The sequence below is a fragment of the Pseudochelatococcus sp. G4_1912 genome (genome assembly GCF_047501465.1).
GTDB lineage: Bacteria > Pseudomonadota > Alphaproteobacteria > Rhizobiales > Beijerinckiaceae > Pseudochelatococcus.
The window spans coordinates 650,805-676,140 of the sequence record NZ_JAZDRL010000001.1 but is presented as its reverse complement, the minus strand read 5'-3'; the positions used below and the strand labels follow the sequence as shown (position 1 = coordinate 676,140).

The window sequence follows — 25,336 nt, the reverse complement described above, 5'->3', positions numbered from 1 at the left end:
GATGGAAAGGAGTTTCGGTGCATACAGATAACGATGCGTCATCTTCTCATCCCGGTGATACTCCCCGCATTGGTGCAATCATCACGAATGAACTTGCGGTGCGGCAGCCACGGCGGCTCGACCCGCAAGAAGAGACGCATGCGCTGCAAGATTTGGCAAGGCAGATGCTGGAACGGCCAGATTCTTTTTTGCCTTACCTGGTGCAGGTTGCCATGCGGGTCAGCAATGCATGCTCTGCTGGTATCAGTTTGCATGAGCCCGATGCGGCTGAAGGTGATGTTTTTCGCTGGCATTACCTGACAGGTGCCTGTTCTCCCTTTATCGGGCGCACCACTCCGCGTCATGCAAGCCCATGCGGCGTATGCATTGATGAGGGTGGTCCTGTATTGATTGCATATCCCGAGCAGTTTTTCTCATCCTACGCGATGCCTGACATTATCAGCTATGAAGCATTACTGGTGCCTATTTTTATTGGTGGCAATGAGCCACTTGGGGCGCTTTGGGTTATATCTCATGATAAGGATCGGCGTTTCGACAAGGGGGATGCAAGCATCTTGACCGAGCTGGCAAGTTTTGCCGGTATTGCGCTGAAAATGATCCGTGACACACGCGCGCTAAAACAGGCTTTAGTCGTGCAGGAGACACTGACACGCGAAATGCGACATCGCATAAGTAATATTTTGACGGTTGCAGGCGGATTGGTTACAGCTTCAGCGCGCACAGCGAAAACACCTGAAGAGTTAGCCGTAAGTGTGCGTGGTCGCCTTGAGGCCCTTGGGAGAGCGCAGTCGATAATACATAAGGCGCATGGTGGAGAAATAAAGGCGGATTCGCCTGCCGCTGCCGCTTTTGCTTGTCAGTTGCGTGCTTTAGTGAATGTCATTGCCGCCCCTTACGGCGAAGATGAAGGCCGGCTTATCCTTCAAGAGCCTGCAGATTTGGAGGCGGCGGAAATCCCCATCGGACAAGGTGGGCTAACAGCCCTAGGATTGATACTGCATGAATTAGCAACAAATGCTGCAAAGTACGGAGCTTTGTCTTCAGCGGTGGGGCATGTAAACATTAATTGGCATATAGAAGGAGATACATGCATCCTTGTCTGGCAGGAGCATGAAGGCCCTCCCATTGAAGCGCCACCTCTCACACTTGGCTTTGGTTCAAACCTTATAAGACGTACCGTAGCTGGCCAGCTTGGCGGTAATGTTAGTTTCGAATGGCTTTCAGAGGGACTTTGCACAACCATACGCATTTCGCGTAAGGCGTTAGCTCGCTAAGTTATCAATTTTAGACACATCATTACTTTTCCCGTCCTCCGTGAGGTGTTTGTCCGCCTTTTCTGCCTGCTTCAGCTGCAAGAGCTGGGTTTTGCGAAAAACTGCGTTTCTCATCAGGTACACTGCGTCCGCCTTTTCGCCCAGCCTCTGCAGCCAACTCCCGGTTTTGAGAAAAGCTTCGTTTTTCATCCGGAACGCTCTGCCCCCCTTTGGAAGCAATGGCACGTTGTTTTTCTCTATCCATTGACGCAAAACCACGTGTAGATGTCGATTTGGCGGCAATCGCTTTGCTGGCGCTGGACTTGTTTGATGGCATTTTGCCTGTGGTGTCATTCATATTAGCCATAGGACCCTCGCATAACTTTTCATGCATTACGCACTCAATTGGGGAACGCGCAGGCAGTATGGGAGTTCCCTAGAGGAATATTAATTCCGATACACTTCTTGAGATGTCACCTGTCTTCATCAGCTAATCGGTTCCTTTAATGCTGGCAAGATGAGCAAAAGAAGGTCGAACGTCCTGATTGAATAATGCGGGTAACAAGTCCTGTGCATCCGGGAGACGGGCAAGGAGCGTTTTCGCGGTCGTAAACGCGAAATGTATGCTGAAAGTAACCCAATGAACCATCTGTTTGTGCGTAATCACGTAATGTTGAACCGCCAGCAGCAATTGCTTCCTGCAAGACATCACGAATAGCTCGTGTGAGCTTATGTGCCTCTTCGCTTGCCTTTCCTGCTCCGGTAACAATGCTGCCAGCTGCCCGCTTTGGCGATAGGCCTGAGCGATGCAGGGCTTCACAGACATAAATATTACCAAGCCCTGCAATAAGACGCTGATCCAGTAAAGCGGCCTTCAGCGGCGCGCGCTTATCTTTGAAAAGGCGTGCGAGCACCTCAGCATCCAGCGCGTTACCCAGCGGTTCTATGCCGATGTTGCGCAAAATAGGATGCGTCTCACGTTCATTGGCTGGCACCAGCGCCATAAAGCCAAAACGACGCGTATCATTATATGTGATGCGGACGTCATTGGAGAGGTGAAACACCACATGGTCATGGGTTGCATTATTCCCTATGGAAGCATGGAACTGGCCGGGGCTTGTGGCATTCGTGTTTGTTTCAATGAGAAACCTGCCGCTCATGCCCAGATGCATCACAAGCAGGTCTTCACCGTTGATTTCTGCAATAAGATATTTTGCCCGCCGAGACAGCGCGTTAATGGCGCGCCCTTCAAGGCGTTGTGAAAAATTATCAGGAAATGGGAAGCGCAGATTGGCGCGCCGCTGCTCGACACGCACAAAGCGCGCGCCTGTCATCACAGGTTCAAGGCCACGACGCACGGTTTCAACTTCGGGTAGCTCAGGCATGGTGCAGGGTAAGCTTTCTCAAAATGATGTTCTTTGCAGCATAAGATACCCGAAGATACCTACTTGAAGATAGCGAAGCGGCGCTGCATTCGCTATGGTCCGCAAAAATGGGCGAGAATCTCTGATCTCACATTGCGGATGATAGGGGATCCCAAGCGCAACCGGTTTATCACCGTAAGCGTTGGAATGGCTGGCAGGATGATACGATGACAAGCGACACGACAACTCATTTCGGTTTCACCGATGTGCCGCTGGCTGAAAAGCAGGGGCTTGTGGATGATGTGTTTCACAAGGTCGCCGATCGCTATGACGTGATGAACGACGTTATGTCTGCTGGCATGCACCGCTTGTGGAAAGATGCGCTGATCTCCATGCTGCGCCCACCGCATGAGCATCCGTTCAACCATCTCGATGTGGCCGGAGGTACGGGCGATATAGGCTTTAGGGTTCTTGATGCCGGTGGTGCCAAGACGCAGGTGACCATTCTCGATATCAATGGCGAAATGCTGCGTGTCGGTCGTGGGCGGGCGAAGGAAAAGTACCAGAGCCAGCTTCGTTTCGTACAAGGCAATGCGGAAAAGCTACCGCTGCCTGACAAAACATATGATGCTTACACAATCGCCTTCGGTATCCGTAATGTACCGGATATTCCGGCTGCATTACGGGAGGCTTACAGGGTATTGAAGCGGGGCGGGCGTTTTCTGTGCCTGGAATTCAGCAAGGTTGATGTGCCTTTGCTCGATACGCTTTATGAAACCTACTCATTCAAAGCCATTCCGGGGCTTGGCAAGTTGGTGACGGGCGACGGCGAGCCTTATCGCTATCTGGTGGAATCCATCCGCAAATTCCCGCCTCCTGATGCCTTTGCCGACATGATAACGCAGGCAGGCTTTGCGCGCGCTACATATCGCCCGCTTAGTGGTGGCATCGTTGCCATCCACTCTGGCTGGAAATTGTGAGCGCGGCATGATCAGCGGTCTGTTCCATGTAGCGCGCCTTACGCGCGTAGGTTTTGTATTGGCGCGCGAAGGGGCATTAAGCCTTGTTGATACTTCGCAACTGCCGCCAATGGCGCGCTTCGTTATTCGATTGGGACGATTGATTGAACGTCGCAAGGCGGGCGCTGGGGCAGAGCGTCTCGCTGCGGCGTTTGTGCGTCTTGGTCCTTCTTATGTGAAGCTTGGGCAGTTCCTGGCTACGCGTCCCGATGTCGTCGGTGCCCGTGCAGCACGTGATCTTGAAGCGCTACAGGATAAAATGCCACCTTTCGCACAGGCGAAAGCGGTGCAGATTATCGAAGCTTCGTTTGATGCCAGGATTGACGTTCTATTCGCCGACTTTGGCCCACCAATAGCAGCTGCATCCATTGCACAGGTACACAAGGCGCGCCTGCCCGATGGCGGAGAAACCGTTGCCGTGAAGGTTCTGCGCCCAGGTGTGCGTGAGCGGTTTGCGCGCGATCTCAGCTCTATGCGTTTTGCAGCGGGTGTTGTGCATCGTCTGCTTCCTGATACACGCCGTCTACGCCCAATCGAGGTGGTTGAAACCCTGGCGCGTTCCGTCACCATGGAGATGGATCTTCGGCTGGAAGCGGCAGCACTCTCGGAAATGGGCGAGAATACCCGTGACGATGCTGAATTCCGTGTGCCACGTGTTGATTGGGATACGACCGGTCGTGATGTCATGACCAGCGAGTGGGTGCATGGCATTCCGCTGTCGGATATTCCAGCTATTGAGGCCGCTGGTCACGACCGTGTGGCGTTGGGACGCACGGTGATCCAGTCCTTCCTGCGGCATGCGCTGCGTGATGGTTTTTTCCATGCGGATATGCATCCGGGTAACCTGTTCGTCGATCAACAGGGCCGTCTTGTTGCGGTTGATTGCGGCATCATGGGCCGATTGGGACGTCCCGAACGTCGTTTCCTGGCGGAAATTCTGCTTGGTTTTATCACCCGTGATTATACCCGCACAGCACAGGTGCATTTCGACGCAGGCTACGTGCCCGCGTACCATTCCGTGGCGGATTTTGCCCAGGCCATTCGTGCGATAGGCGAACCGATCCATAATCGGCGGGCCGATCAAATCTCAATGGCGAAGCTGCTCACGTTATTGTTTGAAGTGACAGCATTGTTTGATATGGAAACGCGCACCGAGCTCGTGATGTTGCAAAAGACGATGGTTGTCGTTGAGGGCGTTGCGCGCAAGCTTGATCCGCATCTCGATATGTGGGGCACTGCAGAACCTGTGGTGCGTGAGTGGATTGAGCAGAATCTTGGCCCGTTGGGTATTCTTGCTGATGCTGGACGCAGCACAAAGGATATCGGGGGATTGCTATGCCGATTGCCGGGGCTGCTCTCGCGCGGGGAACGTATGTTCGCGCAGCTTGAGGATATGACTATAAACGGCGTTACTTTGTCGCCGGCAAGTACGGAATCAATCGGCCGGGCGGAAGCGCGTGGCAACCGTGGTGCAACAATTGCCTTGTGGGTGATTGCATCGTTGCTGCTTATCGGGTTGTTTTAAGCCTTTCTGTCAGCGCCTAAAATAAAAATGAATGGGGAGCGCAACATGAACCTCAACCCGCCTAATGACAGCACGCCTGATGGCAGCCGTCCATTTGCTGGCAAGAGCTTGTTGATCATCATCGGCGGTGGGATTGCGGCATATAAGGTGCTTGAGCTGATCCGCCGCGCGAAGGATCGCGGCTTTGCTGTACGCGCCATCATGACGAAGGCGGCCGGTGAGTTTGTGACGCCTTTGGCTGTGTCGAGCTTATCGGGTGAGCGGGCGTTTAACGATCTGTTCTCGCTAACGGATGAGGCAGATATTGGCCATATCGCGCTCTCACGTTCGGCTGATTTGCTTGTGGTCGCACCTGCGACTGCCGATCTGCTTGCCAAGATGGCGACAGGGCAGGCGGATGATCTCGCTTCAACAGCGTTGTTGGCCACCGACAAACCCGTGCTGGTTGCCCCGGCGATGAACCCACGCATGTGGTCGCATGTCGCTACACAGCGCAATGTCGAAACACTGCAGGGGGACGGCATCCATTTCGTTGGCCCCAATATTGGTGCGATGGCAGAGCGGGGCGAAGCCGGCCTTGGGCGCATGTCGGAACCACATGAAATCCTTGCAGCGATTGAGGCTCTGCTCACTCCCTCGCCATTGTTGCTCTCTCGCGATCTTGAGCAGGAAGAGAAGCAGATCACGTTGCTACCGCTTGCTGGCAAGCGCGTTCTGGTGACATCTGGGCCCACTCATGAGCCGATTGATCCGGTGCGCTATATCGCAAATCGCTCATCAGGGAAGCAGGGACATGCCATTGCGCGGGCTGCGGCACAGGCGGGGGCTGAAGTGATCCTCGTCTCCGGACCTGTTGATTTGCCCGATCCTGAAGGGGTGACTGTGCGGCACGTGACGACAGCGCGTGAGATGTTGGCGGTGGTGCTGGAAAATCTGCCTGTTGATGCAGCTATTTTCGCTGCCGCTGTCGCTGATTGGCGGGCTGCTGATGAGGCTGACGCTAAAATCAAGAAGGGCGCAGGACCAGTGCCGCAGTTGTCGCTTATCGAAAATCCCGACATTCTGGCGACCGTTGCCAAAGGCTCGCCGCGTCCAAGGCTTGTCGTAGGGTTTGCGGCAGAAACAAATGCCGTGCTTGATAACGCCAAGACAAAGCTTGCTCGTAAGGGCTGTGACTGGATCGTTGCTAATGATGTCGGCAAGGGAATGAACGTGATGGGGGGTGAGCGTAATACAGTGCATCTGCTGAAAGCGGATGGCATGGAAAGCTGGCCAACCATGGATAAAACACAAGTCGCGCGGCGATTAATTATGTGCATAGGCGAATTTCTGAAAGGTGATGTTTGATGACCCAAACCCTGCGTATCGTGCAATTGCCGCACGCTGAAGGACTTCCTGTACCGGCTTATGCCAGTGATGCGGCTGCCGGGCTCGATCTCGCGGCGGCAGTGCCCGATAATGCGCCGATTGTCATCGCACCGCGCCAGCGTGCCATGGTGCCGACGGGGCTGATCATCGCATTGCCGGATGGCACAGAAGGGCAAGTGCGCCCGCGCTCCGGGCTTGCATTGAAAAACGGCATCACCGTGCTCAATACTCCCGGTACAGTAGATTCTGACTATCGCGGGGAAGTTGGTATTATTCTTTATAACACAAGCGATGAGCCTTTCACTGTAACGCGCGGTTTGCGTATTGCGCAGCTGATTGTTGCCCCTGTGCTCCGCGTGCGAATTGAGAGCGTTGCAAGTCTTGATGATACCGCGCGCGGGGCGGGCGGATTTGGCTCAACCGGAGTGTGAGCTTTAACTTTGTAGCTATTTGGCCCTTCGCGTAGCGCTTGGAATGGATTTGCGTGGAACGCTAACATTCCTCGCTGTTCAAAGGGCTCATTTGATTTAAAATTTACTTTGGCGATACATCGCTGCTGTATTCGCACAGAAAAATTACGGAAAAGGCTTTTATTTCCCAATTTATACGGTAAATTGACACGTAAGTTGGATGGGTCTCTTTCTTGTAAGGTAGAGGCCGTTAGCCGTAGCCTCGGCGCTGTAATTTAATGAGCCAATAAGCAAGGATAGTCGATGTATCTGTTATCCCGGCGAAGCCTGCTTGCCATTGCAGCTGTGGTCGATGTCGCTATACATGCGCGCCCGACTCCTGTTGCGGCAAAATTTCTCGCAGCACGCCATCATCTCCCACCTCGTCATCTTGAAACTGTATTGCAGCAGCTTGTGCGCTCGGGCATTTTGAAAGGTGTGCGCGGTCCGCGTGGTGGATATGAGCTAGCGCGTGAACGCAGGCGTATCAGCGCGGGTGATATCGTGCGTGCTGCAATGGTAGCCTCGACGGATGATAGCTTACCTCCCGCGCCCGATTCAATTTTGGTAGAGCAGGTGATTGGCCCCGTCGTGAGGGAGGCATCAGAAGCTTTTCTCAGCAGGCTTGATCAAGTGAGCGTCGAGGATCTCTGTCGCAATGCGGAAAAGACGGCGAACGTTAATGCGCCGACCCTGGCCGGAGATTTCACTATCTAGGCACCTGATTCCGCTTTGAAATCGGAATGCAGACTGCCCTATGAACCGTAACAGGAGATAGACAAATGGCTGCAGCAGATAAAGCACAAAGCGCAAAGAAGCCAGGCAGGGGGCGGGTTTACGGTTCTATTACCGAGACCATTGGCGATACGCCCCTCGTGCAGCTCAATCGGCTGGCGGCTGAAAAGGGCGTTAAGGCCAACTTGCTTGCCAAGCTTGAGTTCTTCAATCCCATTTCGAGCGTCAAGGATCGTATTGGCGTGGCGATGGTGGATGCGCTTGAAGCACAAGGAGTGCTGAAGCCAGGCGGCACGCTGATCGAGCCAACCTCTGGTAATACAGGTATTGCGTTGGCGTTCGTCGCTGCGGCACGTGGCTATCGCCTTATTATTGTAATGCCAGAGACCATGTCGATCGAGCGGCGTAAAATGTTGGCATTGCTGGGCGCAGAGCTTGAGCTCACTCCCGGCGCGGCTGGTATGAAAGGTGCGATTGCGCGCGCTGAAGAATTGCAGGCGGCTATTCCAGATTCTGTCATTCCGCAGCAGTTTGCCAACCCGGCTAATCCAGATATCCACCGCCGCACAACTGCGGAGGAGATTTGGAACGATACCGATGGCCATGTTGATGTACTGATATCGGGCGTTGGCACTGGCGGCACAATAACGGGTGTCGGGCGTGTGCTGAAAGAACGCAATCCTTCTGTACGCATCGTTGCGGTGGAGCCCGAAGATTCACCTGTTCTATCAGGCGGGGCACCTGGCCCACACAAAATCCAAGGCATTGGCCCTGGCTTCGTGCCGCCAATCCTTGATCGTTCAGTGATCGATGAAGTGGTGACCGTGGGTAATCAGACAGCGTTTGACAACGCCCGGCTGCTTGCGCGCACAGAAGGTGTACCTGTTGGCATATCATCCGGGGCAGCCATTGCGGCCGCACTAGAGATCGGTGCGCGGCCGGAGTATGCGGGCAAAAACATTGTCATCATCATCCCATCATTTGCTGAGCGCTATCTATCGACGGCGTTGTTCGAGGGGCTGTAACGTTTATGTCTGGAGCAATTTTCAATCAGCATTGATTGGAACATTGCTCCAGGAAATTTAAACTAGGTGCCTTTGGCTAATAATCATTTTTAGTAGAGACATAAAAAAACGCGGGAAGCATATGCCTCCCGCGTTTTTCTTATTCAGCACACAACCTGAATGATCAGGCTGCGGATTCCTTCGAACGCTCAGCGCGCTTACGCTCGTTCGGATCGAGGTGCGTCTTGCGGATACGGATGGACTTTGGCGTCACTTCCACAAGCTCGTCGTCCTGAATCCAGGCCAGCGAGCGCTCTAGCGTCATGCGGATTGGCGGCGTCAGACGCACAGCCTCATCCTTTGACGTGGTGCGGATGTTGGTGAGCTTCTTGCCCTTAAGAACGTTTACTTCAAGATCGTTCTCGCGATTATGCTCGCCGATGATCATGCCAGTGTAAACCTTCCAGCCGGGCTCGATCATCATCGGGCCGCGATCTTCAAGGTTCCACAGCGCATAAGCCACAGCTTCACCCTGGTCGTTCGAGATCATCACGCCGTTACGACGGCCAGCAATCTCGCCCTTGTAAGGTGCGTACTCGTGGAACAGACGGTTCATGATCGCCGTGCCGCGCGTGTCCGTGAGCAGTTCTGACTGATAGCCAATCAGACCACGCGTGGGCGCATGGAACAGCAGACGTTGGCGATTACCACCGGATGGGCGCATCTCAATCATGTCAGCGCGACGCTCTGACATCTTCTGCACAACAGCGCCGGAATACTCTTCATCAACGTCGATGACGACTTCTTCAATCGGCTCCATCAGGTTGCCAGCCTCGTCGCGGCTGAACACAACGCGCGGACGTGACACAGCAAGCTCAAAGCCTTCGCGACGCATGGTCTCGATCAGAATAGCGAGCTGCAACTCACCACGACCGGACACAAAGAACGAGTCCTTATCACCGGATTCTTCGATCTTAAGCGTGACGTTGCCCTCTGCTTCGCGGAACAGGCGGTCGCGGATCATGCGGCTCGTGACCTTGTCGCCTTCAGTACCAGCAAGCGGCGAGTCGTTTACAAGGAACGACATCGTAACAGTTGGTGGATCAATAGGCTGTGCCAGGATAGGCTCTTCAACTTCAAGAGCGCAGAAGGTGTCGGCAACACTGCCCTTGGTCAAGCCAGCGATCGAAACGATATCGCCCGCTTCACCCACCTCAATTGGTTGACGCTCAATGCCGCGGAAAGCAAGAATCTTGGAGACGCGGCCCTGATCAACAACGTTACCGTCGCGATCCAGCACCTTGATTGTCTGGTTTGGCTTTACCGAGCCGGACGAAATACGACCGGTGATGATGCGGCCCAAGAACGGGTTTGCCTCAAGCAGAGTTCCGAGCATACGGAAACCGCCTTCTTCAACCTTTGCCGGCGGAACATGCTTCAGAACGAGATCAAAAAGAGGTGCAAGGCCTTCTTCCTTCGGGCCATCCTGATTCAATGACATCCAACCGTCACGACCTGAGCCGTACAGAATAGGGAAGTCGAGCTGTTCATCAGTTGCATCAAGTGCTGCGAAAAGATCAAATACTTCGTTGACCACTTCTTGCACGCGAGCATCTGAACGATCAACCTTGTTGACCGCAACAATTGGACGCAGACCGATCTTGAGTGCCTTCGAGACAACGAATTTTGTCTGCGGCATTGGGCCTTCAGCAGCGTCGACAAGCACGATTGCGCCATCGACCATGCTCAGGATGCGCTCAACCTCACCACCAAAATCGGCGTGGCCGGGAGTGTCGACGATATTGATGCGGGTATCACCCCACATAACAGACGTCGCCTTGGCCAGAATGGTAATACCACGCTCTTTTTCGATGTCGCCCGAGTCCATAACGCGTTCGGCAACGCGCTGGTTGTCTCGGAACGCGCCCGATTGCTGGAGGAGTTTGTCCACGAGCGTGGTCTTGCCGTGGTCGACGTGGGCGATAATCGCGATGTTGCGCAGCTTCATGGGTTTCCCTGACCGCGCTGGTCGCGCGCGGTTGAACTGAATGTGATAAGGCCAATTGGCATTGCATCATGACAAGATGATGTCATCGCAAGCAGCTGACGATTTCGTATGATCAGCCCCCGGACCCGACCCGCCAAGTGGCTTTACAGCGCTGCATATATGACGAATCGCGACAAACGGCAATCTCCCTGACCGAAATTGCCGCGATTTTTATCGATTCGGTGCGCATTTTATGGCTGAAAGCATCAGAGTGCCAGCTTAAAAGCATTACCGGACTTTAGGGATACAGTCGTGTCTTCTCCCACGCTGAGTTCTTTGCATCCACTGTGTTTCGCGTGAATTTTATGCGCTCGTGCAAGCGGAAAGGTCGGTCATGCCAAAATTCTATGGAGAGCGGAAGAACGCGGTAGCCATGCCAATAAGGCGGACGAGGTATGTAGCCTACGCTATATTTGGCAGTATAACCGGCAACAGCTTTTTCCAGTGCAAAGCGACTTTCCAAAGGACGAGATTGTTGTGAAGCCCATGCACCGATTCGGCTTCCGCGAGGGCGTGATGCATAATAAGCATCAGATTCCTCCTCGCTAACCCACTCCACGAGACCTCGTATACGTACCTGGCGGCGAAGGCTCTTCCAGTGGAACAATAATCCTGCTTTGGCTACCTCTGCCAATTGGCGACCTTTTGCGCTTTCTTCGTTAGTAAAGAACACAAAGCCTTGCGGATCATAAGATTTTAGAAGAACCATACGCACGTCAGGCAGGCCATCAGCATCGACAGTTGCGAGCGCCATGCCATTTGGGTCATTAATTTCCGCGGCTTCTGCATCCGCCAACCAGTCTGAAAAAAGCCCAAAAGGGTCGTTATTTTCAGAAAAGTTACTGCTCGTTAAGGTCTGCAAGGTTTTAATACTCCCGTTCATATTCGTTTTATCGCGTTATTTTTTGCGTATCACAGATAGGGGCATGATGAAGCTGTCATCGATTATGCACAGAGTTATCGTGCAACGCGAATTGCGCGCTTTGTCGCGCTCATCTTCCATTCGGCTGGCGCAAGCATCCGAACGAACCACTCGGTTCGTCATAACTGTGCTGTGCAGTATCGCCGTTGCTGGTTGCAGTATTGCTATGCCTGTTGGAGACATGTTTAGCGGCAACGATAAACTCGTTACCCAGTCAGTGGCTGATGATGAGGGGCAAAAGCTTTCATCAGAATTGACGCCCGATGATTGGAGTTTCGCAAGTATGGCGCTAGGTACCGCGCTTGATCCACTAGGCTCTGGCGAAACCGCGCCGTGGGCAAATCCACGGACTGGCATTCGTGGAGATTTTGTAGCCTTGGGAAAACCTTTTCTGAAGAATGATCTCGTTTGCCGTAAGTTCAATGCTACGCTAAATTATCAAGGGCAATCTGATAAGCTCACGGGTTCCGCTTGCCGGTTAGCCGATGGGCAGTGGACTGCGCTGGATGCATCACCTATCTGATCAATGGGATTGGAAACCTTAACTGATATTCCACAGGCATATTGCTGCGCCAAGTGCCTGTTCCAAGCTGCGCATATAGCATCTAACACTTTGATATGCCGCATTATTTATGCTTGAATTGCTTTAGATGCGCGCAATCACGCTAAAACATGATGATGATTTCAGTTTTATCCATGTTGCTATTTTGCAACATTGCTATCATATGGGCCAGATAATCGTCGGAAGAGTCATCGAAGCGGTATCCCCGTTGAGTGCTGAGGTTGTTGACGGTGTGATTATTCGGTGCGTTCTTGTTGAGGCAAGAGCCTTACAGGCGTCCGGGATCGCGGTTGGAGTGGATTGATGCGCAACCCTTATGAGATTTTGGGCGTTTCGAAAACTGCGGATGAAGCCGAAGTTAAAAAGGCGTTTCGTCGCTTGGCCAAGACATGGCATCCTGATCGCAATAAGGATGATCCAAAGGCCAAGGACAGGTTCGCCGAGCTCAATACGGCCTATGAAATCCTCGGTGATAAAGATAAGCGCGGCCAGTTTGATCGGGGTGAGATCGATGCTGACGGCAAGCCTCGCGCCTCTGGCTTTGGTGGGCGTGCAGGTGGCGGTGGCTTTGATGGTTTTCGTTACACCGGCGGTGGCCCGTTTGGAGGAGGGGGGCGCTCAAGTGGTTTTGACCCTGGCGATATTTTCTCTGACCTTTTTGGTGATGCAATGCGCCGTGGTTCGTCCGGTGCTGGCGCTGGACCTCAGGCGCGCAGTCAACGCACCACGCGAGAACGGCCTCGGGGGCAGGATGTTGAAGCGGAAATTCGCGTCACACTAGAGCAGATCGTTAGTGGTGGTAAGTGCCGTGTTGAGCTTCCTACTGGGCGGGAAGTCGAGGTTACGCTGCCAACAGGCGTAAAAGATGGGCAAACGATTCGCTTGCGCGGCCTTGGTGATCCCAGTCCATTCGGCGGCGAATCGGGTGATGCGCTGTTGACAGTGCATTTTGCGCCGCATCGTGACTTTACAGTTGATGGCCAAACTTTGCGTTCGCGGCTGCCCATATCTTTGGAAGACGCGGTTCTAGGTGCCAGTGTGCATGTGCCCACTTTGTCGGGGACTGTGTCTATGAATATCCCGCCCTATTCAAGTACCGGGAAGAATTTTCGCTTACGTGGCAAAGGTTTGCCTAGCAAAGATGGTAATGGCGATTTGATTGTGACACTGGATGTCCAGTTGCCAAAAGCGCCTGATGTTGAACTTGAGACATTGATGCGCAAGCGACGTGATGCAGCGGGTGCCTGATTATGGTCTAAATTTCTTCACATATGCATTGCACCTGCCACTTGTCTCAGGATCCTTTTCGCCCGTTGCTCCCGGCGACGTGCTCAGGTAATAAGTGGCTTTCACGGACAGAAGAGTCCTAAATTCCGAAAAGAGAAAACCGACGTCATGGCAGACATACTCGTAACGCCCGCACCCCTCATGGCAGGCAAGCGCGGTCTCATTCTTGGGCTTGCGAATAATCGCTCCATCGCATGGGGCATCGCTCGGGCAGCGCGCGCGCATGGCGCTGAAGTTGCTTTTACCTATCAGGGAGAGGCTCTCAAAAAGCGCGTCGAACCGCTGGCAGCTGAAATCGGTGGGCATGTTGTCGGCCATTGCGATGTAACAGATCCAGCAAGTATCGATGCGGTTTTCGCTGAAATCGAAAAGCTTTGGGGAAGCCTGGATTTTGTGGTCCACGCAGTCGCCTTTTCCGACAAGGATGAACTTACCGGTCGGTACATTGACACTTCTGAAGAGAACTTCAGCAAGTCCCTGCTGATCTCGTGCTATTCACTAACGGCTGTTGCTCAGCGCGCTGAAAAGTTGATGTACAATGGCGGTTCCATCCTCACCATGACTTACTATGGTGCGGAGAAATGGATGCCTCATTATAATGTCATGGGTGTTGCCAAAGCCGCCCTTGAAGCAAGTGTACGGTATTTGGCTGCTGATCTTGGCCCGCAGAACATTCGCGTAAATGCAATTTCCGCTGGTCCCATCAAGACGTTGGCAGCATCGGGCATCGGCGATCTCCGCTATATCTTGCGCTGGAATGAGCATAACTCACCGCTGCGCCGTACTGTGACGCCAGAAGATGTTGGCGATTCAGGTGTTTACTTCCTTTCTGACCTCTCGCGTGGTGTGACAGGTGAGGTTCACCATGTAGATGCCGGATATCATGTGGTTGGTATGAAAAATCCGGATGCACCCGATATCGTACTCTCCAAGGAATAAGGGGTGAGCCGTCCTGTTCTCTATTTTGTCCGCCATGGCGAGACAGATTGGAACGTGCAGGCGCGTCTCCAGGGAGAGCAGGACATACCACTCAACGCAACTGGACGTAGGCAGGCGGGTCGGGCAGCTGATCTGATCCGCCGACTGCGTCCAGATTTCGATACATTAGACTATGTGTCTAGCCCGTTGATGCGGACACGCGAGACCATGACATTGTTGCGCGCAGACCTTGATCTGCCGGTTGAAGGTGCGCGCTTTGATGAACGGTTGCGTGAACTGGCTTTTGGCGAATGGGAAGGCAAGACATGGCGAGAAATCCGCGCCACAGATAGTGTTCGCGCCCGTGCGCGCGATGCTGACCGCTGGAATTATATTCCTCCTGATGGTGAAAGCTACGCCGGTGCATGTACGCGGGTGGGCGCGTTTCTCGACACGATTGAACGTGATAGCGTGATTGTGGCGCATGGCGGTATTGCGCGCGTGATGCTAGCGCTGATAGCCGGTATTCCTGGACAATCAATCGTACAATTGCCGATTTGGCAGGGCCGCATTCTCGTCTTCTCCAATGACAGCTATCGCTGGTTTCCAGCTTGAATGATTGGCACTGTAAACGCTTCTTTGAGTTGCCTGAAGCCTTGGTGGCTCTCATTTTTATCCGTGCATCATATTATGAAAATCCGTGTTTTCATGTTGATGCTGTAATCGCCTGACGGAGCGTGTTTTCATGATTAACCATCTTTCCCCAGATATGATCGAAGCCGCAGCCGAACGATTGTTGGCTGTTCGAAATGGCGCCCCCCGACTCATTGATTTACCCGTTTCAATGCGCCCGACAAGTTGGGATGCTGCATATGCTATTCAAGATGCACTGATTGAACGATTGGGCCCAGTGGTTGGCTGGAAGGTGGGGGCAGCCGATGCCGCAGCAGAACCTTTCCGATCTGCATTAACCGGGCAGACCGTATCACTGTCACCTGCCAGTGTCGCACATGCAGGGCATAATGTTTTCGGTATAGAAGCAGAGACAGTCTATCGTTTCGACAAAGCCTTGCCACCACGTGATAAACCTTATCGCGATGAAGAAGTGCTGGAGGCAATCGGCTCTATTCACGCTGCGATTGAGTTGGTGGACACGCATTTTGCTATCTGGAAGGGGGCAAGTCATCTCAGCCAGATTGCTGATCAGTTTAATCACGCGCATTTGATAATAGGTTCCGGGCGCGAGGGGGGCGCATTGGTTGACGCATTTAATCAGCCAGTGCGGGTCGTCATTAACGGTGAGACCTTTATCGAGCAGCGGGGTGGGAATGCAGCGGGGCCGTCAATTCGTATGCTGACCTGGCTGGCAAACGGTGGTGCAGCAAGCCTTGGAGGATTGAAAGAAGGGACTTATGTCACCACTGGTTCGTGGACTGGCCTTACCTTTGTTGCTCCTCGCACGCATGTTGAAGTGACATTCGAGGGGATCGGCTCAGCTGTGGTTGAGATTACAGAGTGATCTCTAAATCAGCTGCAGCAGGCGGCATTGTGTTGATGCACACTGGGATGTTGCGATATTTTATGACATGATCACTCATCTTCATGATACCGGAGAGCTTTGCTATCTGTAATAAAAGGATGTTGTCTATGACTAATCAATCCTTTGTTCAGTTAAATGATGGTCATAAAATTCCGCAACTTGGCCTTGGTGTTTGGCGCGCTGAGCCAACTGAAGCGACATTGGCCGTGCGTAAGGCTTTAGAGGTAGGCTATCGCCATATTGATACTGCCGCAATTTATCAGAATGAAGAAGGAGTTGGGGAAGGGCTGTGGTCTGCAGATGTGATGCGCAGTGATATTTTTCTTACAACCAAACTCTGGAATGACGCCCAAGGCTATGACAGCACTTTAATAGCTTTTGAAGAGAGTCTTGAACGGCTGGGGGTTGAGTATGTTGATCTCTACCTCATCCATTGGCCCACACCCAATCGTGGGATGTACGTCGATACGTGGAAAGCATTAATTGCTTTGAAAAATGATGGTCGGGTGCGCTCAATAGGAGTTTCGAACTTCAATTCAGAGCATCTTGTTCGCATTATTGGAGAAACGGGCGTCAAACCGGTCCTGAATCAGATTGAGCTGCATCCACGTTTTCAGCAAACGGCATTACGCGCTTTCCATGCCAAGCATGGTATTGCAACGCAATCGTGGAGTCCGTTAGGGCAAGGAACCTCGCTCGCTGACCCTGTGATAGGGGGGATTGCACGAAAACACGGGCGCACTCCAGCGCAGGTGATAATCCGCTGGCATCTTGATAGCGGCCTTATTGCAATACCAAAATCCATCACTTCCAGTCGAATTGAAGAAAACTTTTCAGTATTCGATTTCACACTTGACGCAGAGGATATGGAAACCATTGCCAAATTGGATAGTGTATCAGGGCGCATTGGTCCCGACCCGTTAACGGCAGATTTTTAGAAGAGAAACGTATTTTTAAATAAATGATACTGACTTATATTAAATTGTTTGCCGTAATGATAAGTATTTTTTGGATTTGACGCACTCATGACGCAGTCATACTTCTTGGATTATATAGTGAGTAATCTCCCGCTGGAAGACTTTAGAAAGTATGGTGAGGATATAGCAGGGGTGCTTTCAAATGATGGAGCGATACATCTCTTTCGCCGTCTTCTGGAAAGAGAAAATGATGGTGAGGTCCAATTGGTAATTGATCAAATACTTATGGTTGTTGTTGGCAGTCGCAATGATCCAATGAAGTTCCTTGAGGATCTTGAAGCAGTATGTCCTGGAGCTTCAGTCTTTATTGCATCCCGTGCAGGTTAGATGTAGCTTGAGAAAAAGTACAATAAGCTCTGGATCTATTCTGAAAGGATAATGATTGATATTACCCCTAATCAGATTTTGATTGGGTTTTGTATTTGCTCGTAATGTCCGCATCTTTATAAGCTGATTTAACCAGGTTGCTATCACAGTTCAGGTACATTGACAGTTTTTTACACTTAGGTAAACTTAATGGCTTGTTTGTTTTCATAATTATTTTAAAGGCGCCAGATAGTGGCAATCGTTTCATCGTCTTTCCCGACCGCTACCTCTTCTCCGTGGATCGTTTGGCCTTCCCATCAACCTAATGGGGGAGCAATTCGGTTTGCATTTCTGCAGCGGGAACGTCGATTGTAGACGCGGCAAATTCTGTTCCTGGCTCGCCGCCAAAGGTAAGCTGGATTGCGGATGTAGCTATCGTCCTTAAGCAGCTGTGGGATTCCTTGTTGCGGAGCGCAAGGTCGTTTTTGGGGCTGGTTACTGCGTCAGAGCTGAATGGGCTTGATAAAGTTGAGCTATCCTGGTTGCGGGCGTCTACGATTAATTGGCTGTCTGACCAGGCGCTTGGGGAACTTAATGCATCTGTGCTGAATGGTCTTTCGGTTACAGAGCTAGGGAAGCTTAATGCATCTGTACTGAATAGCCTTCCACCCTTTGTGATATGGGGGCTGGATGCGCGCGTGCTGAATAACCTCTCGCTCCGTGAGAAGGGAAGGCTTAATGCACACGTACTTGAGAACCTCTCGAAGATAGCGCTTTATTATCTTGATGCGTCTGTGCTGACTCATCTTTCGCCCACTGAATTGGTGGAGCTTAAAGCAGATGTGTTGAATGGTCTCTCACCTGTTGCACTTTCTCATCTTGATATACCTCTGCTGAATAGTCTTTCGCCTACTGAGCTGGGGAAGCTTAATGCATCTGTGCTGAATGGCTTTCCGTATTCAAAGTATTATGGGTTTTATAAGCTTAATGGACTTGCTTCGAAGAAGTGGAGAGTTCCTAATGAACGATGAGGAACTCACCAATGCAAAAGAGACGATTTACGCAAGAATTTGAAACCGAGGCTGTTCGTCTGGTGCAAACGAGCGGCCGCACGCAGCGCGAAGTGGCCGACGATCTTGGGATCGGGCTTTCAACGCTGGTGCGCTGGATCAGCCGAAGCCGGGACCGTTTGATCGATGGGCCGGCCCCCGCTTGTTCGGAGGATGTGGCAGCCGAACTGAAGCGGCTGCGGCGCGAAAACGAGATCCTGCGGCAGGAACGTGAAATTCTGAAACGGGCTGCAACTTTTTTCGCCAAGGAGGGAAGTCGATGAGGTTCCGTCTCATCGATCAGGCGAAGAAGGAGTTCCCCGTGCATCGGCTGTGCAAGGTTCTCGATGTCAGTCAGAGCGGCTACTTTGCCTGGAAAGATCGTCCCGCCAGTCGCAGGCAGCGCGATGACATGGTTCTTTTGGCGCATGTCCGTTCTGCCTTCTCGCTATCGAATGGAACCTATGGCAGCCCGCGCATGACACGGGAATTGCAGGACGATGGCTTTGCGGTCGGTCGGCGTCGAACCGCGCGGCTGATGCGCCAGAATGGTCTGTACGCCCGGCAAAAGCGTCGGTTCAAACGGACGACGGACAGCCACCATGCTTGGCCGATCGCGCCCAATATCATCGATCAGGACTTCACTGCATCGAAGCCTGACGAGAAATGGGGCGCGGATATCTCATACATTTGGACGCGCGAGGGCTGGCTGTATCTGGCCGTCGTCATCGACCTTTACGCCCGCCGTGTCGTCGGCTGGGCTATCGGGGATCGCCTTCATCGCAAACTTGCCCTGACCGCTCTGCGCAAGGCCCTGATGATGCGGCTTCCTTCAGAGGGCCTGATCCATCATTCCGACCGCGGCAGCCAATATTGCTCGGTCGACTACCAGGCCGAACTGCGGCGGCACGGCATCCTCATCTCGATGTCCGGAAAGGGCAATTGCTACGACAATGCCATGGTGGAAACATTCTTCAAGACGTTGAAATCCGAGTTGGTCTGGCGAACCGTTTTCCATACGCGCGCCCAGGCCGAAAATGCCATTGCCCGTTATATCGACGGCTTCTACAATCCAATCCGCCGACATTCGGCACTCGACTTCCTCAGCCCGGCCCAATTCGAAAAGCGGGCGTCATGCTGAGGCAATACCTCTCCACTTTATCGGGGCAAGTCCAGTTGAGCCGTGCTTTTGATTATTGGAAGAGCATCGACGCTGATGTAGGCCGCCGTATTGAGGAGAAAGTGCATACTGGGCAGGCAGCAAAACCAGCCGAAGGCATGGGGTCGGCATAACGCATATTGAAAAAGCAGCAGCCCGTTTATCTGCCTTTGTGGCGGTGCTGATGGACGGGCTGGCTTAATTTAAGGAGGCTCCATTATGTTTCCTATACGTACGCTGTGTTCAAAAGTCATTTTTATTGTACCATATAGGTATTAGGCCGCATATTTCTTTAAATTGTTAGTATTTTTAGGCTGGCGTCGGTAGCTTAAGAAAATTATTCAGCTTGGGCGAATGCTGTAAAATGAGATTCTAGAGGTGGAAAAGCTCATTTTCACCTACCGTGGATTGCTGGTGACGAGAAGCTGTTGCGGCTATTGTCAGCTCTGTGCTAGGTGCGATAAACAGTTGCCCTTTGCAGGTAGCATATTGCTTACCGCTGCTTATCCGCTACGGACTATGCATATCAGATTGCCTGGAGACAAAATGAAAATCAATAGTGCAAAAATTCTTGCTCTCGCAGCTAGTACATTTTTAGTGGCGCCGGTCTCATGGGCAATAGAGACATATGATGTTAATGACACAAGGGATGTACCGTTCATAAGTGCACGTATATTCAATACAGACGATGGGCCATATAGTCCGGAAAGCGTATCGACATGGAATTTATCTCAAGTTGAGAAAGATAAATTATTGCTTGCAATCAAGCATTGGGCCGAGATTATCAAAGTAATACCTGGAAATTCGCCGGCTGTCATTAACATTGGAACCTATGATGACCCAGGCGCAAGAGCTTTTAGCCCCGCAGCAAGTGATGAGATGGGAGCGCCGACTAAAGTACAGGCTGCATTAAATGGGCAAGATGCAGGAGAGCTCTTTAATGGAGCGCATGGCATTATTGACATCGGTACGCTCGATTTTGCATCAGAGCCTTATGTTCCGTCTCAGATTCAAACCGTTGCAAATCCTCAGATTACAACTGTCATGGTTCATGAGCTAGGACATGCATTAGGGATTATCAGTAATATCAAATATCTTGAATATGAAGATGGTACTTTCTTGATATATATACCAGAATCGCCAAATGCATGGACAACCCATCTTTTTGACGATAACAGGAACAATGTTCGTCCCGATCAAATTGTCTACTGTTCATTCTGTAATAATATCTCAGAAAATGATGATGGTGAGCCGATAAGCGATGATGAAATTTTTGATCTTCGCAAAAATCAAGGATATTTTGGGGGAGAGCATGTAAGTGAAGTACTTGCTGGCGCCATGCCCGGTGTTCCACTCAGTCTAACTTCTCCTGGCGGTATTCCTGATGCGCCCTTCCTTGCTCATCTAGAGCTCAAAAATAGTTTGATGAGCCATCAGCATTATCGCAACTACACCACATTTATGGAAGCAGAAATCGCGATATTACAAGATCTTGGGTATGATATAGATCGTCGGAACTTTTTTGGCTATTCGATTTACGGCAATAATCAAACACTGATAAACGATAATCCTTTCTTCTCTCGCAATGCAGAGGGGACGGATTATTTGCCTAACACCTATAATACCGCGACGCTTGGTCTCGGATTACATGTCTATGGCAGCAATAATACGATATTCCAGCGTGCTGATTTGCTTTCAGCTGGGGATGGCGGTGGCGGTATCCGTGTGGATGGTGGCGATAATGCGATCACAATTCTACCTGGAACCCGTGTCTATGCGGATGGACCTTATGCACGCGGCGTCATGTTTGCTTATGGAACAAACCATACCTTCACACAGCGCGGTGATGTTCAAGCTCTCGGCGAGAATGGCATTGCGGCAAGTTTTGACTTTGGCCACAATATACTAGGTGATGATAATGAATCCCGGGGGTCATATTTTGTGTTTGGGCCATCATATCGCTCTCAGGAATATTATGAGGCGATATATAATGAGCTTAACGGTCCCCTTGTCAGCACATTCGATCTGACTGGTCGTTTGGCTGGTAGTTATGCATCCATCTATATTTCCGATAATGCGTATGTTGGCCAAATTAACGTGATGAATGGTGCGCAGATCTCGGGTGATATACGATCATTTTACGCGGAAAAGGATGAAAATGGCGACCCGCGTCTAACAAATATTACTTTTGGAACGACTGCTGATGCCGAAGGTCGTTCAACAGGGCAGCCTGACGCGAGCTTTTCCATACAATATAATGACAATATTATCGGGTTTAACAATCTGCTGTTGAACTTTGCAGGTGGTACATCGGCGTTTACCGGCAATCACGAAGTATACCATGTAAATATTGCCGAAGGCGCAACACTCATTGGCCAAGGAAGCTATCTTGTCAATAATGAGGGTTATTTCATCAATAGTGGTACGGTGGCGCCATTGCCTGTTGGTGGCAGCATTAATATCAACGGAGACTATGTACAGACCTCTACTGGCCGCTTGCTGCTTGCTCTCAATAATACTGGGTCAATCAGCAATCTTATAATAAACGGTCATGCGGCACTTGATGGCACGATCGCTTTTGCGCCTCAGCGTGGTTGGTATGGGAATGGCTTCAGCGTAACTTCTGATCGATGGTTGGCTGCTGATAGTATTACCGGTTCATTTGCAGATATGAAGACTGTTCTTGATTCTCCAACTCTTCAAGCTGCAGCGAGAGCAGATGGTAATAACACTTATACAGTAACCTTCTCACGTGCAGCCGATGCTTATTCTCGTTATAGCTCTGATAAAAACAGTCTTCGAGTAGGGATGGTATTTGACCGGATGGCGGGAAGTGCAGGGGCAGGGCTACATTCTCTTATCAGTTCTCTTGATTTTTCTGCATCAGATGGAAGCACAATTAACGCAGCGCTTCATCAGCTTTCCGGCGAAGCCTATGCTTCAGTAAAGGGGGCGCTTTCCAATAGCAGCAGCTACTCTCGCTCTGCGGTCTATAACCGCCTGGTGCAGGCCTATGGCGGCACACCATCTTCACCGATTGCGGTGATGGCCTATGGTCAGGCTGAGAATGCAAAAAGCAGGCCTGCAAATGCCAGTGACATAGTTAAGCCTGCATCCGTTGATGTTTCATTCTATAATGTGCAAAGCTATGCTGCATGGGGCAATGCCTTCGGTGGGTGGACCAGGCAGTCTGGAGATGGCAATGCTGCAAGTGCCAAATCGACTATTGGCGGTTTCATGTCGGGTATAGATGCATTGGTTTATGATACCTGGCGTCTAGGCATACTTGCGGGTTACAGCCATTCTACTTTTAAGGTTGACGGTCGTTCTTCTTCTGGAAGAAGCGATAATTATACCTTAGGCGGATATACAGGGAATGAATGGGCGGTTCCGGAAGGGGCTATCGCATTTCGTTCAGGTCTTGCATTTACATGGCATGATCTGGATATGAGCCGCAATGTTGCCTTCCCAGGTTTTAACGATAGCCTTTCGGCTGACTATAATGCTGGCACGTTCCAGATTTTTGGCGAGTTCGGTTACAGGCTCGACGTCAATGAACGCTCAAGCATCGAACCCTATGCCAATCTGGCGTATGTTCATCTAAGAACCGATGGCTTTAGGGAAAATGGCCTGAACGGAGCGGCGCTCAATATCCATTCTGATACGATGAACACCACCTTATCGGCACTTGGTATTCGCGCCTCTACGAATTTCGATTTTGGCGGCATTGTAACGACTGCGCGTGCCGATCTTGCCTGGCGTCATGCCTTTGGGGATAGCATTCCTCTGGCGACAGCGAGTTTCGCTGCTGGCTCTGGGCCGTTTACAGTTGCAGGCACGTCCATCGGCAAAGACATGGCGTTGGTTGAAACAGGGCTTGATTTCCAACTTAGCAAAGACACCACGCTTGGTGTGTCCTATCAAGGCCAGTTTGGCTCTGGCGTCACGCAAAATGGTGTCAATGCAAACCTCATTATGAGATTCTGAGCTTAATATTTAAGACAAAACAAATAGATAGAGAAAAATGCTAATTCAGCTTGAGAGCGTTTTTCTCTAAAATTAGGGGCGTGATGGATGATGTTCTGCAGCAGTAATAATTAATGACGCAGCACTATCCAGCGAATTGGAGTTGCCTTTAAGGTTTTACCTTCGCAGGTTCCTCAAGTGAAATCATAAAAGAAAAGCGCGAGACAGCATCTGCTATCTCGCGCTTTTTTATTACTCACGCCTGTTATAGCATGATCGCCTTTTCAAAAATTACTCTGCCGCGCGAACGCTTGTACGCTGAGCCGTGTAGTGGCCGCACCAATCTTCAGACGTTACCATTGGCCACATCGACTGGCTTTCGTCGGTTGTCTTCGGAGCTGGTGGGTTGAAGCGGCAAAGACCTGCGTCAGCCTTGACTGCGTGTGACATGGTGCTGTTGTCAAAAAATACGCAATCGGTGCAAGATGTCGTGTTCATAACAAATCTCCTTAAAATTAAGGGTGCTGCCCTTGCAGAATTAAATGGGAATGAAAGACCATCCTGTCCTCATTCATTAAAATCATTATAGATTAGATTTGTTCCAAAAATCAAGCGTCTGATGGCTTCACATGTTACGGAAGTTGTCGTGATTTATGCATAGAATTTAAAATTGCATATTTTATAAATAGTTATAGTTATTATCTAATGTTTTGATTTAATTATAATTACAGAAAAAAGGCCGCACATTTGATAATGGCGGCCTTGATGCATCTGAATTTCAGGTGATGAGTAGGGTTAGTTTCGTGCAAATAGCGTGTCGAGGATCTTGCCGCTTGCAAAGTGTTCTTCCGAAACCTTCTTCCAACTGCCAAAGACATCCTCAACTTTTAGCAAGCGCACATCCGGAAATTGATCCTTGTGGTGCTCAACTACTGTCGGATTGTGCACACGGTAGAAAAAATCAGCCAGAATATCTTGCCCTTTTTCACTATACAGGAACTCAAGATATCCCGTCGCTGTATCAGTTGTGCCCTTTGCTGTTGCAACTTTATCGACAACGCTAACCGGAAACTCAGCCAGAATGCTTACTGGAGGGACCACAACTTCAAAGCCTTTGTCGCCATATTCACGACGCACACCATTCACTTCCGATTCAAACGTGATCAGCACATCGCCAAGTCCGCGTTCCACAAAAGTAGTGGTTGCGCCGCGTCCGCCTGTGTCGAAGACAGGGACGTTTGCAAATATACGCTTGACGTCTGCATTCACTTTCTCGACATCCCCATTGTGTTTTTCTAACAACGCGGCGTAGGCAGCAAGATATGTATAGCGCGCATTGCCCGATGTTTTAGGGTTTGGGAAAATCGGCTGTACGCCCTCACGCGCAAGATCAGACCAGTCCTTTATACCTTTCGGGTTGCCAGTGCGTACCAGAAATGCAGGGAAAGAATAAAATGGGGAAGCGTTGTTAGGTAAGCGCTGTTGCCAGTCAGCAGCAACAAGATCGCCGCGGTCATGCAGAATTTGTACGTCCGTGACCTGATTGAAAGTTACAACATCAGCCTGCAGACCCTCCAGAATAGCACGCGCTTGCGCTGATGATCCTGCATGGGATTGCTTTATGGTGACATCCTGCCCAGTCTTGGCTTTCCATTCCTGAATGAAAACCGGATTAATCGCAGCAAAAAGCTCACGCGCAATATCATAAGACGCATTGAGCAATTCTACCGGCGGCTTGTTTTCTATGGGCTTTGCATCTTGTGCCAGCGCGGGGCCTGATAGCGCCACAAGAGCTGCGATGGTCAACCCTCCAAACCATTTCATGCGTTTACCCTTTCCGATAACAGCCGTTGCGGCATAGCAGATACCACAATTCACGACATTTT

The 25,336-nt window shown here is 51.1% G+C and carries 24 protein-coding genes; 18 read left to right on the top strand and 6 right to left on the bottom strand.

Annotation, left to right across the window (positions count from 1 at the left end; genetic code table 11):
* Nucleotides 1-17: 17 nt before the first annotated feature.
* Entirely contained in the window at nt 18-1,274 is a 1,257-nt protein-coding gene (locus tag VRZ32_RS03180) for a sensor histidine kinase (protein WP_414524109.1), read from the top strand.
* A 22-nt stretch (nt 1,275-1,296) separates the two neighbouring features.
* Here the strand turns inward: VRZ32_RS03180 and VRZ32_RS03175 are convergent, their stop codons facing one another.
* Nucleotides 1,297-1,590 (bottom strand): KGG domain-containing protein, encoded by a 294-nt coding sequence (locus VRZ32_RS03175; RefSeq protein WP_414525018.1) that lies wholly within the window; start codon nt 1,588-1,590, stop codon nt 1,297-1,299.
* Nucleotides 1,591-1,756: 166 nt separating this feature from the next.
* Entirely contained in the window at nt 1,757-2,638 is an 882-nt protein-coding gene (gene mutM / locus VRZ32_RS03170) for a bifunctional DNA-formamidopyrimidine glycosylase/DNA-(apurinic or apyrimidinic site) lyase (RefSeq protein WP_414524107.1), read from the bottom strand.
* 206 nt (nt 2,639-2,844) lie between these two features.
* Here mutM and ubiE point away from each other — a divergent pair, with 206 nt between their 5' ends.
* The 6 genes from ubiE (at nt 2,845) to cysK (ending at nt 8,738) form a co-directional block, all read left to right on the top strand.
* Nucleotides 2,845-3,597 (top strand): bifunctional demethylmenaquinone methyltransferase/2-methoxy-6-polyprenyl-1,4-benzoquinol methylase UbiE, encoded by a 753-nt coding sequence (gene ubiE / locus VRZ32_RS03165; RefSeq protein ID WP_414524105.1) that lies wholly within the window; start codon nt 2,845-2,847, stop codon nt 3,595-3,597.
* 7 nt (nt 3,598-3,604) lie between these two features.
* On the top strand, nt 3,605-5,161 hold the full coding sequence (gene ubiB / locus VRZ32_RS03160; protein WP_414524103.1) for a 2-polyprenylphenol 6-hydroxylase: 1,557 nt from the start codon (nt 3,605-3,607) through the stop codon (nt 5,159-5,161).
* 45 nt (nt 5,162-5,206) lie between these two features.
* Complete coding sequence (coaBC, locus tag VRZ32_RS03155; RefSeq protein ID WP_414524101.1) at nt 5,207-6,508, top strand: bifunctional phosphopantothenoylcysteine decarboxylase/phosphopantothenate--cysteine ligase CoaBC; 1,302 nt, start codon at nt 5,207-5,209, stop codon at nt 6,506-6,508.
* A complete protein-coding gene (gene dut, locus VRZ32_RS03150; protein ID WP_414524099.1) occupies nt 6,508-6,960 on the top strand; it encodes a dUTP diphosphatase in 453 nt (150 codons plus the stop codon). Before coaBC ends, dut begins: the two co-directional genes overlap by 1 nt.
* A 282-nt stretch (nt 6,961-7,242) precedes the next feature.
* Complete coding sequence (locus VRZ32_RS03145) at nt 7,243-7,695, top strand: RrF2 family transcriptional regulator (RefSeq protein ID WP_414524096.1); 453 nt, start codon at nt 7,243-7,245, stop codon at nt 7,693-7,695.
* A gap of 65 nt (nt 7,696-7,760) precedes the next feature.
* Nucleotides 7,761-8,738: a cysteine synthase A gene (cysK, locus tag VRZ32_RS03140; protein WP_414524094.1), complete on the top strand. Its 978-nt coding sequence runs from the start codon at nt 7,761-7,763 to the stop codon at nt 8,736-8,738.
* 163 nt (nt 8,739-8,901) lie between these two features.
* Here the strand turns inward: cysK and typA are convergent, their stop codons facing one another.
* Together typA and pdxH are read right to left on the bottom strand one after the other, a co-directional pair.
* Nucleotides 8,902-10,725: a translational GTPase TypA gene (typA, locus tag VRZ32_RS03135; RefSeq protein ID WP_414524092.1), complete on the bottom strand. Its 1,824-nt coding sequence runs from the start codon at nt 10,723-10,725 to the stop codon at nt 8,902-8,904.
* 277 nt (nt 10,726-11,002) lie between these two features.
* Entirely contained in the window at nt 11,003-11,647 is a 645-nt protein-coding gene (gene pdxH / locus VRZ32_RS03130; RefSeq protein WP_414524090.1) for a pyridoxamine 5'-phosphate oxidase, read from the bottom strand.
* Nucleotides 11,648-11,852: 205 nt separating this feature from the next.
* Here pdxH and VRZ32_RS03125 point away from each other — a divergent pair, with 205 nt between their 5' ends.
* From VRZ32_RS03125 to VRZ32_RS03075, 11 genes are all read left to right on the top strand, one after another.
* Nucleotides 11,853-12,209 carry an RT0821/Lpp0805 family surface protein gene (locus tag VRZ32_RS03125; protein WP_414524088.1) on the top strand — a complete coding sequence of 119 codons (357 nt, stop codon included), beginning with the start codon at nt 11,853-11,855 and terminating at the stop codon, nt 12,207-12,209.
* A gap of 127 nt (nt 12,210-12,336) precedes the next feature.
* Nucleotides 12,337-12,552, top strand: a complete 216-nt coding sequence (locus tag VRZ32_RS03120; protein ID WP_414524086.1) for a hypothetical protein — start codon at nt 12,337-12,339, stop codon at nt 12,550-12,552.
* Nucleotides 12,552-13,496, top strand: coding sequence for a DnaJ C-terminal domain-containing protein (locus VRZ32_RS03115; protein ID WP_414524084.1), 945 nt, complete (start codon nt 12,552-12,554; stop codon nt 13,494-13,496). The genes VRZ32_RS03120 and VRZ32_RS03115 overlap by 1 nt, the downstream gene beginning before the upstream one ends.
* Nucleotides 13,497-13,643: 147 nt before the next feature.
* Nucleotides 13,644-14,474, top strand: coding sequence for an enoyl-ACP reductase FabI (fabI, locus tag VRZ32_RS03110; protein WP_414524082.1), 831 nt, complete (start codon nt 13,644-13,646; stop codon nt 14,472-14,474).
* A 3-nt stretch (nt 14,475-14,477) separates the two neighbouring features.
* Nucleotides 14,478-15,068: a histidine phosphatase family protein gene (locus VRZ32_RS03105; RefSeq protein WP_414524080.1), complete on the top strand. Its 591-nt coding sequence runs from the start codon at nt 14,478-14,480 to the stop codon at nt 15,066-15,068.
* 130 nt (nt 15,069-15,198) lie between these two features.
* The gene (locus VRZ32_RS03100; protein WP_414524078.1) at nt 15,199-15,972 is read left to right on the top strand and encodes a 2-keto-4-pentenoate hydratase; all 774 of its coding nucleotides are present in this window, start codon (nt 15,199-15,201) and stop codon (nt 15,970-15,972) included.
* Nucleotides 15,973-16,100: 128 nt separating this feature from the next.
* The gene (locus VRZ32_RS03095; RefSeq protein WP_414524076.1) at nt 16,101-16,931 is read left to right on the top strand and encodes an aldo/keto reductase; all 831 of its coding nucleotides are present in this window, start codon (nt 16,101-16,103) and stop codon (nt 16,929-16,931) included.
* Nucleotides 16,932-17,018: 87 nt separating this feature from the next.
* Nucleotides 17,019-17,297, top strand: coding sequence for a hypothetical protein (locus VRZ32_RS03090; RefSeq protein WP_414524074.1), 279 nt, complete (start codon nt 17,019-17,021; stop codon nt 17,295-17,297).
* A gap of 443 nt (nt 17,298-17,740) precedes the next feature.
* Nucleotides 17,741-18,307 (top strand): hypothetical protein, encoded by a 567-nt coding sequence (locus VRZ32_RS03085; RefSeq protein ID WP_414524072.1) that lies wholly within the window; start codon nt 17,741-17,743, stop codon nt 18,305-18,307.
* Between the two features lie 11 nt (nt 18,308-18,318).
* Nucleotides 18,319-19,466, top strand: a protein-coding gene (locus tag VRZ32_RS03080) for an IS3 family transposase (RefSeq protein ID WP_414524070.1) whose coding sequence is annotated in 2 segments (ribosomal slippage) — nt 18,319-18,588 and nt 18,591-19,466 — 1,146 coding nt in all. Because the reading frame shifts where the segments join, the coding sequence is not laid out codon by codon here.
* A gap of 564 nt (nt 19,467-20,030) precedes the next feature.
* A complete protein-coding gene (locus VRZ32_RS03075; RefSeq protein ID WP_414524068.1) occupies nt 20,031-23,471 on the top strand; it encodes an autotransporter outer membrane beta-barrel domain-containing protein in 3,441 nt (1,146 codons plus the stop codon).
* A 270-nt stretch (nt 23,472-23,741) separates the two neighbouring features.
* Here the strand turns inward: VRZ32_RS03075 and VRZ32_RS03070 are convergent, their stop codons facing one another.
* Together VRZ32_RS03070 and cysP are read right to left on the bottom strand one after the other, a co-directional pair.
* Nucleotides 23,742-23,948, bottom strand: a complete 207-nt coding sequence (locus tag VRZ32_RS03070) for a hypothetical protein (protein WP_414524066.1) — start codon at nt 23,946-23,948, stop codon at nt 23,742-23,744.
* 297 nt (nt 23,949-24,245) lie between these two features.
* A complete protein-coding gene (cysP, locus tag VRZ32_RS03065) occupies nt 24,246-25,250 on the bottom strand; it encodes a thiosulfate ABC transporter substrate-binding protein CysP (protein WP_414525017.1) in 1,005 nt (334 codons plus the stop codon).
* Nucleotides 25,251-25,336 lie beyond the last annotated feature (86 nt).